This is a genomic window from Pontibacter sp. 13R65 (genome assembly GCF_047525655.1).
GTDB lineage: Bacteria > Bacteroidota > Bacteroidia > Cytophagales > Hymenobacteraceae > Pontibacter.
This window is the reverse complement of the sequence record NZ_JBLIQL010000001.1, coordinates 1-9126: the sequence shown is the minus strand read 5'-3', so window position 1 is coordinate 9126 and position 9126 is coordinate 1. Positions and strand designations below refer to the sequence as shown.

The following is a 9126-nucleotide window of genomic DNA, read 5'->3' as shown; positions in this document are numbered from 1 at the left end:
CGGGGGAGGCGCTGCTGTTTTCGGGCCTGCCTGTGGGTTTTTATTCCTCTACCACGGCTAGCATACTTTGTATCTTAGCCTGCACAGAAGGGTCTTCTTGGTAAGCCATCATTATGTTTTCGTATTTCTCCATGCTCATGCCATCTTGCTCTATAGCTCGCTGCACTTCTGCCTGAACGGTAGGTTGCAACTCAATAATGCGCTCAGCTACTTTAGTAAAGGCTTCTTTCTCAGCCGCAGTAGCCTCAGCCTCCTCAATTCTCTCTTCCTGGTATGCCATCGCCAGCTCATTGAACTTGTTTACGTCCAGTTTCTCCTCTTCCAGAATAGTCAGCATGTTCTTTTCGTTCTCCTGCTGCAGTACCATTATCCTTTCACTGGCATCTATAAACTGCTGCAATTCTACCTCTGTAAAGTTAGCGTTCGGTTGTGCCTGTTGAGTTGCTGGTGGTGTAGTTTGCTGTGCAAAGGCTGCTTCCGAAAGACCAATAAGGCCAAGCGTAAAGGCAGCCACAACCATCCCCTTAAGTTTATTTTGTAATTTCATAAATATCTCCGTTCTAGCTAATTAATATTAAAATAGAATATATTTTGGCACGATTCTCATAAATGCCATAATTCCTATACTACCCATTGGACAAAATAGTTATCAAACCCCTTCCGCTTTACTAACAAAAATTGAATTATTCAAATTCACGCCATCTATTTATATCTATAATCAGAAGCTTTAATACTACCTAAATTATTTCCGTACAATACTTTTTTACAGGAATTGTGTTGTGTTAGCGATATAAATTTATCAGCGGCGAAAATTTACTGGCGCACATATTTTTTTTGGCCATTGCCTACACGAGCTCTCCAGGCTGGTGAGTAATAATTTCGATGAATAAACAGGAATAAATGGTTGTTATCATTCCCTTCTTTATCACGGTAGCTTAAAACTTTAAGGCCAGGGAGGTAACCAGCAGCAGGTTGTTATGTTTCTCGCCTTCTTCTCCTCTGAAAATACGGTTGTTGGCATGGTAACTTCGCGCTTCTGCCCGCCACAACAGGTTAGGTGCCGGCGCGTAATTGAGGTTAAGAGTGGTGCTGGATGTCTGAAAGCCGTCGGGAGTATCAGTAGCTATAATCAGCTGGTTTTTATCGTTATAATGTTCTGCTCTGCCAGAGAGGCTAAAGTGGGTGTTTAACTGGTAGCGCAGGAGCAACATGCCAGTGTACCAGGTGCCTGTTTCGCTACTGTTCCATAGCTCCTGCCGCCCCAGATCTGCACTACCTGCTACGGTTAGCCTATCGGAGAGCAGGTAGCTGGCGTACACGTTATGGAAGTAGCGGCGCTTAGCCTCAGTGCCCGAGGGCGCTTCGTTGCCATAGTAGTTGTTGTAGCTTAAGGTGAGTTGATCGGTGGGGGTATAACTGAAACTAAAGCCTAATGACTTGGCGTCGTTGGTTTCGGTTATGTTCTGCCAGCCATTCAGTACCAGAAACTGCAGTGTTACCTGCTCCGAAACTTCTGCCGTTACCTTGGCGCCTGTTTCGTAATAAGGAGAGTTTTCGGCCATGAGGGCACGGGTATATAGCTCGTTCTCGAAAGAAAAGGTAGACTCATATCCTATGTGCGAAGGCAATATGCCCATATCCAGCCACAGCCCCTGCCGCAGCCGCACTCCTACATTGGCTTGTGCTATGAGCCGGGTGAGCTCGTTGGGCTCAGCAGCGTAGTTGGCTTGCACATAAGTTCCTGTATGCAGGGCCAGCGTACTTCGTACACGATCGGTGCTATAGTCGGCCTGCAGAAAGGCCCAGTTCAGGTTAAATTCGTTGTGCCGAAAAGCTTGTGTGGTATAGAGCCGGGCTTTATCATTTGGTTTAGAGAAGTCGTAGCCGTAGTAAACATCTACGCCTCCACTTATTTGCACCGGCTTTACTTCTTCTTCTTTTGGATAAAGGCTATCTTGTATTTGCGCAGGAGCTATAACAGGGGTAAATGTCAATATGGCCAGCAAGAGGAGAAAGGGCATGGGCATAGTAAATTGTTGCTGCTTTGCATGCCTCAACGGCACAGCCACCATAACAGTTGTTTTAGGCATAACTCTTTAGTAGGCCATACATTATTACAACCTAATTATTCTAATCAAAACAGCCTTCCAGGGCCTTTTTCACCCTTTTGAGGTGAGGGGCATCGGAGCCCAAACCTCTTCTGCAACCACCTTAGCCTTTGTATGGCTTCAGGCGCTCCTCCTCTACGAGCAGCTTCCGGAGCAAGCCCTGCACCTCCTGCTTCTGGTAATCTTCCGGTGTTTGAATATGGGGCATGACCAGCTCCATTATCTCGTCCTGTTTTCGGCCTGTTTCCAGGGCGTAGGCATAAGGCAAATCAGAGAAGGTAACCATCGCGTAAAGTGGAATCCATTTATCAGGGTACTGGGCGTTTAGCTGGGCTTCGATTTTCTTGCGAAGCAGAAAGCGTGGGTCGGCTACTTTATCGCGCATTTCTATAAAGTTAAGCACGGCCAAGTCGGCAATGGCATCGGCATTAGGCTTACGACTGCGCTCAAATTGCTCGAATAGCTCCTGCCAATTGCCTGTAAACTGATCCAGCATCTGGTCCAACACCGTTATATCCTCGAACCCGGCGTTCATGCCCTGTCCGTAAAATGGAACTACGGCATGGGCCGCATCGCCTATCAGCACGGCCTTTCCTTCGAAAGACCAGGGAAAGCATTTAATAGTGACCAATGAGCCTACTGGGTTGGCAAAGTACTCCTGCGCCAGGTCCGGCATAAGCGGCACAGCATCCGGGAAGGCCTGTCGGAAAAATTGCAACAGGTGGTTGGTATTCTTGATTGAATCAAACGAGAGTTTACCTTTGTGAGGGAAAAACAGCGTGCAGGTAAAACTGCCATCTATGTTGGGCAAGGCAATCATCATATAATTACCGCGTGGCCAGATGTGCAGCGCATGCTTTTCCAGTTGCCAGCCGCCATCTGCAGCAGGCGGAATGGTAAGTTCTTTGTATCCGTACTCCAGGTAGCTCTGTGAATAATCATAGAGCTCTCGTTTGTGCATTTCGTTACGTACCGCCGAGTAAGCGCCATCGGCCCCAAAAAGAATGTCAGGCTGCACGCGCTCTTCCTGGTTTGTTACTTTATTTAGCAACTGCAGCTCGTTGGTGCGCACATGGAGGTTTATGAGTTGCCTGTTAAAGTGCAGGTTTATATTGCTTTTCTGCTCTGCGAGGTTAAGCAGTGCTGCATTAAGCCCGCCCCTCGATACCGAATAAATAAACTGCCCCTCTTTGCCATACGGCAAAAAAGACAGCTTTCCCTGATCGTCATGCATCATGCGTCCGTGCATCGGCACTGCCACCTGCCGTACCTCCTGCTCAATTCCAATGCCACGAAGTGCGCGCCAGCCACGGTCGCTAAGCGCCAAGTTAATAGAGCGGCCAGCCTCTTCGACTTTCAGGCGTTGGTCTGAGCGCCGCTCATATAGGTCTATCTTATGGCCACGCTTCGCCAGGTACAAAGAAAGCAGCGACCCCACAAGGCCAGCCCCCACAATGGCGATTTTTTTTGTTTCGCTCATAAGTAAACAGACACAGGTTAAAAGAAATAAGACAAAAGCCCTTTTTACAGTAGGATCTGCCCTATTATAGGTAAATATAGGTGCCAGGTGCTTGCAACTTGATAGCTGAACCTAACAAAGTTTTTATAATTTCTGAAAGCAGTATAGCCCTCTTTAAACTGTAAAGTAAGGGCTAAATTTGATAAAGACAATTCTGCGACTACGCTCTTTCATGTACATACCTGAAGGTGAGGTTAATGCGTGGTTCTACGGCGGTAGCTGTTTTGGGGATGCTGTGTTGCCAGAAATGTTGTGTAGAGCCTTGCATGAGCAACAAACTTCCGTGTTGCAGCGTGAGGTAATGGTTCTGCAGCTCCTTTTTGTACCTGTGCCGGAAACCGAACCGGCGCGTGCCGCCAAAACTCAGCGAGGCAATAGCAGGATGCTGCCCCAGCTCCGGCTCATTGTCTGCGTGCCAGCCCATGCTGTCGGAGCCGTTTCGGTAAAAATTCAGCAACACGCTGTTATAAGGCTTACCTGTTTGCTCCTCCAGCTTATGCTTTAGCTCTTGCAGCACCGGCAGCCAGGGTTGGGGCTGGTTGTATAGGCCGGAGTAGGTGTACCCTTTATCGCCGTACCAGGCCGTGAGCCGTGGCATGGGCAGCTTTTTGCCGAACATACTAATGTGTTCCTGCTGCCAGGCCACTTGCTCTTGCAGCTGCGCAAAGTAATGGCAACTTTCCTGCTGACTGAAAAAAGCGGGCACATAGTATACTTCGGCATCGGGCAGGGGCAACTGTTGCCAGTTTTTATCAGCGTTTAGGCTCATCTTTATCTTGCTCAGCAGCTTCATGGGCCGCTTTTTTTTCGTCTTTCTTTACCTTGCCCCTAAACATATCTGCCACTTGCAAAGCCGAATCTTTAAAAGGCTCCAAAATGTATTTTACACCAGCATCCTGAAGTATGGCGGCATCGTCTGCACTGCGGGCAGTTAAGGCAACACGGCCTTTGTAACCAGCATGATTCAGTAACCGGAGCAGCCTGATGTTTGCATTTACATCGGGCACGGTACTGATGATGTTAGATGATTGAGTCAGAGGTAGCACTTCATCCAGGTCGGGGTCTTCGACATCGCAATACACAGCCTCCAGGTCTTCGCCTGCCCATTTGTTTACCACTGCCGGGTTAATGTCTGCTCCAATGTAATGTAAGCCTTCTTCTTTTAGCGCCTTTGCCACACTACTGCCATAGCTGCCCAGCCCGAATATAAGCACATCAATTTTCTTGTCATCTTCTTCCAGTTCGGCGGGCTTATCGGGCTTCTTTTTCTCAAAAACACTCAGCAGCGGTGAGAGCAGATCGAAGAGCTGATCGGAGAACATCACCATGTAGGTGGAGAGGGTAATGGTAACCAGACCTACCAGTGTAATCAGCCCAAGTGTATCTTCTTCTATGTGTCCGATGCTAAGGCCCATGTTTGCCAGAATAAGCGAGAATTCACTAATCTGCGCCACAGTAAGCCCTGCTTTAAACGAAGTACGCTTGTGGTAGCCCATAATGCCCATTATAACCAGCACAATAACCGGATTGCCTACCAGCACGAAAACAGAGAAAATAAGAGATGGCACTATCTGGGCTCCCATAGCGCCCAAGTCGAGTTGCGAACCCAGGTCGAGGAAGAAGAAGAGCAGCAAAAAGTCACGGATACTGGTGAGCCTCCCACTCACCACCTCGCGATATTGTGTGGAGGCCAGTGAGATTCCGGCCAGAAAAGCGCCAACCTCTTTGCTAAAGCCCAGGTAATCGCCCAAAGCCGCCAGCAGAATAGCCCAGCCAATAGAGAACAGCACCAGCAGTTCCTGCGAGTCGGCCAGCATATTCGTGAGCTTTGGAATCACATATTTCATCAGCAGCACCACTACCGCCAGCATACCCAGGCCCTTGCCAAATACATACAGCAGTTCCATGCCTACGGGCCTCTCCGACTCCGCCCCTAGTGCCGAGAGCACAATCATCACAATCACGACTACTATATCCTGCACAATTAAGAAGCCGAGAGCAATCTGCCCGTGCAATTGGTTTATTTCCTTTTTGTCGGAAAGCAGCTTTACAATAATAATGGTGCTGGAAAAGGTGAGGGCAATAGCTATGTATACCGCTACCAGCCACTCAAACCCAAGCAAGATTCCGATCAGGAAACCAAAAAGCGAGGTAAAGAGCACCTGCCCCAGCCCCGTGAGCATCGCTACCTTACCCGTAGATTTTATAAGGTTTACATCCAGCTTCAGCCCCACTACAAACAACAGAATGGCAATGCCCATTTCGGCCAGTAAGCCAACTTCACGCTCCGAGTTCAGCAAATTCAGCACAGAGGGTCCCACCACAATGCCCACTGCAATAAAAGAAACTATGAGCGGCTGACGTAGCACACGCCCCACAGCCCCCACAGCTACTGCCAGAAAAATGATCAGGGCGAATTCATAAAACTGGTTATCAATAAGTTCAGCAAGATTCATATAATTAGATTATTTTTTAGGCCCACCAAGATTTACAAGAATCCTGAACAAAGGCATTTGTATTTAAATGTTTTCAGTTTTCAGTCTCCAGTGTTCGGAGTCACTGCTTTGCCTACACCTCGTCTGGCGCCTGATCTGGGGCAAGTGTCGTGCTAATGCCTTTCTTACGATCTACATCCAACTGCCGCATGGCTCTGGAGGCAGTGAGGCCATGCAGAATAATCGACACCATCACAATAAAGCCTACTATAGACCAAAGCTGATCTACCTCTTCAAAGTTATGCTTGCTCAGAGCAAACGAGAGATAATAAAAGGACCCAATACCCCGGATACCAAAAAAGCAGATGGCCAGCTTCTCTTGCCTGGAGGAGTGCGTGCCAACCAGGCTAGGCAGTGTGGAAAGTGGCCTTATAATAAACAAGAATGCCAGGCCGATTAAAGCTCCCTGCCAGGTCAGGTGGTCGAGCAGCCCCGATACAATACTGCCACCAAACAGCATGAGGAGTATAACCATCACGATGCGCTCTATCTGGTTAATAAAATCATGCATTTCCACGTGGTACTCATCGTCTTTTTCGAAGCTGCTCAAAGTAAGAGCCGTTACAAACACCGCAATGAAGCCGTAGCCATGCACAAACTCTGTGAAACCATATGAAACCAGTGTGGCAGAAAGTGCCAGAAAACCATCGGAGGCTTTCGGGAAGCTTGTTTTTCTAGGTAGGGTAAAAACCAGGTAAGCCAGCACTCTGCCAATAGCGTAGCCCATAAATACACCTGCCGCAATCCGGTACAGGAGGTCGCGCATTATCCAATCTGCTAACCAGTTGCTGCCGCTTACAGCCGTTGTGGCCAGCACCACCGCCAGCCATGTAAACGGGAAAGCGGAGCCATCGTTTAGTCCGGCTTCAGAGGTTAAAGAAAACCGAACCACATCTTCCTCTTTTTCGTCGGGTGGCCCTACCTGCACCTGCTCGGCCAGCACCGGATCAGTTGGAGCCAGCACAGCCCCCAGCAGCACAGCAGCTGCTACAGAAAAGCCCAGCAGACTCCAGCCCAGTAAAGCCAGCGCACCAATACTCAACAGCATCGTAATACTTACCAGCCGGAACGGAATACGCCAGTGTTGTAAGCTAAACTTGCGCCTGATTTTCAGGCCAGTGCCCATAAGCGAGATAATAACGCTTAGCTCCGTCAGGTGCACTGCATAAGTCTCTCCCCTGATTGGATTTGGTGAAGGCAGGTCGAATGGCACCCAATACACAAACATTCCAACCAGCAGGTAAATAATTGGATAAGAAATAAAAGTCCTCTCCGTCAGTCGCGGCACCCAGGCCATAGAAAGAGCGGCAATTCCTATTACAGTGGTAGCAATTATATATTTATCCATTATTTTTACTTTTATAGGAGTCGCTGCAGCGTTACGTAACTGTGCTGTTATGTTGGTGTGAGGATCAAAACTGACATAATACGCATACAGCAGCATCACAGCCTTTGTTGCATAAGTAGTGGAGGTTCAGGCACAAACGAAGAGATATTGGAAAAGATAGAAGATTTTTTAGTTGCCTTTAGCAACGCCGCCTGGGGGCTGCCGCTGCTCTTTCTGCTGATGGGAGGTGGGTTTTACTTTACGTTTTACTCTGGTTTTCTACCGTTCCGCCACCTGGGCCATGCCATAAATGTGCTTCGTGGCAAGTACGACGACCCTGACGATCCTGGCGACATCAACCATTTCGAAGCGCTATCAAGTGCGCTTGCGGCTACAGTGGGCATGGGCAATATAAGCGGAGTGGCAGTAGCCATTGCCACTGGCGGTCCGGGAGCTTTGTTCTGGATGTGGGTAAGCGCCTTTGTAGGAATGTCTACGAAGTTCTTTACCTGCTCGCTGGCCGTTATGTACCGTGGCAAAGACAGCTTTGGGCACCTGGAAGGAGGCCCTATGTATGTGATAACCGAAGGTCTGGGTCAAAAGTGGAAACCATTGGCTGTCTTTTTTGCCATTGCGGGCATGTTTGGAGCTTTGCCCATATTTCAGGCAAACCAGCTGACGCAGGTGATACGGGAGGTGGTGCTGGTGCCAAACGGGTTTGCCGCTGCCGAAAACACTTTTTATGCTGACCTTACCATTGGCCTTGCGCTGGTATTAATCGTATCGCTGGTTATTTTCGGAGGAATTAAACGTATTGGAAATGTGGCCTCTAAAATGGTTCCAAGCATGGTGGTGCTGTATATGCTGGCCGTCTTGTACATTATGGCTGTAAACTATACAGCTGTTCCGGCAGCTTTTGCTCTCATTTTAGAAGATGCGTTTACAGCCGAAGCCGTGCTGGGCGGAGCCGTGGGAGCCATTATAATAGCAGGCGCACGCAGGGCAGCTTTCTCAAACGAGGCAGGCATAGGCACAGCGGCCATGATGCACGGCGCTGCCAAAACCGACGAGCCCATACGCGAAGGATTAGTAGCCATGCTGGGCCCGCTCATTGATACCATTGTGGTCTGCACCCTTACCGGCCTTGCCATTATTGTAACGGGGGCCTGGCAAAGCTCCGATGGCAACGGCGTTACCATGACGGCGAGTGCTTTTAATGAGGCCATGCCGGGCTTTGGAAGCTATGTGCTGGTGCTATGCGTTATGATTTTTGGTTTCACCTCTCTGTTCTCCTACTCCTATTACGGCACCAAATGCCTGGGCTTTCTGCTAGGTGCCAAGTATAAAAAGTACTACAACTATTTTTATGTAGCCACCATTGTGTTTGGAGCCACCGCCACCATGACCGCTATCATTAGCCTCATAGACGGCATGTACGCCATGATGGCCATTCCGACCATGACCTCTGCCTTGCTACTTTCACCTAAGGTAAAAGCGGCAGCTAAAGATTATTTTATAAGAATGAAAGAATTGGTAAGGAGTTGATAGTCGGATTTTAACGTGAACTCGGGAATTAAGCCAATGTTCTGGCGAGGTTAAACTTTTTGTTTTTGTGGTCGAGAAAGGTGTAGGCGGTCAGACCTGAGAGGATGTGGACCAGGGCGTTGATGGGGTTTC

The 9126-nt window shown here is 48.7% G+C and carries 7 protein-coding genes; 1 reads left to right on the top strand and 6 read right to left on the bottom strand.

The features are described 5' to 3' along the window. Positions 1 to 40: 40 nt before the first annotated feature. The 6 genes from ACMA1I_RS00035 to ACMA1I_RS00010 all read right to left on the bottom strand — a co-directional run bounded on the left by ACMA1I_RS00035 (position 41) and on the right by ACMA1I_RS00010 (position 7470). Positions 41 to 547, bottom strand: a complete 507-nt coding sequence (locus tag ACMA1I_RS00035) for a DUF4168 domain-containing protein (protein ID WP_337066182.1) — start codon at positions 545 to 547, stop codon at positions 41 to 43. A gap of 388 nt (positions 548 to 935) precedes the next feature. Then, positions 936 to 2021, bottom strand: coding sequence for a porin (locus ACMA1I_RS00030; protein WP_337066181.1), 1086 nt, complete (start codon positions 2019 to 2021; stop codon positions 936 to 938). Positions 2022 to 2211: 190 nt separating this feature from the next. After that, complete coding sequence (locus tag ACMA1I_RS00025; protein WP_337066180.1) at positions 2212 to 3588, bottom strand: NAD(P)/FAD-dependent oxidoreductase; 1377 nt, start codon at positions 3586 to 3588, stop codon at positions 2212 to 2214. A gap of 199 nt (positions 3589 to 3787) precedes the next feature. Then, positions 3788 to 4420 carry an alpha-ketoglutarate-dependent dioxygenase AlkB family protein gene (locus ACMA1I_RS00020; protein ID WP_414703847.1) on the bottom strand — a complete coding sequence of 211 codons (633 nt, stop codon included), beginning with the start codon at positions 4418 to 4420 and terminating at the stop codon, positions 3788 to 3790. Beyond that, positions 4380 to 6083, bottom strand: a complete 1704-nt coding sequence (locus ACMA1I_RS00015) for a cation:proton antiporter (RefSeq protein ID WP_337066178.1) — start codon at positions 6081 to 6083, stop codon at positions 4380 to 4382. Before ACMA1I_RS00015 ends, ACMA1I_RS00020 begins: the two co-directional genes overlap by 41 nt. 112 nt (positions 6084 to 6195) lie before the next feature. Further along, the gene (locus ACMA1I_RS00010) at positions 6196 to 7470 is read right to left on the bottom strand and encodes a cation:proton antiporter (RefSeq protein WP_337066177.1); all 1275 of its coding nucleotides are present in this window, start codon (positions 7468 to 7470) and stop codon (positions 6196 to 6198) included. A 147-nt stretch (positions 7471 to 7617) separates the two neighbouring features. On the opposite strand from ACMA1I_RS00010, the gene ACMA1I_RS00005 reads away from it, so the two are divergent. After that, the gene (locus ACMA1I_RS00005) at positions 7618 to 8994 is read left to right on the top strand and encodes an alanine/glycine:cation symporter family protein (protein ID WP_337066176.1); all 1377 of its coding nucleotides are present in this window, start codon (positions 7618 to 7620) and stop codon (positions 8992 to 8994) included. The last annotated feature ends 132 nt before the right edge of the window (positions 8995 to 9126 follow it).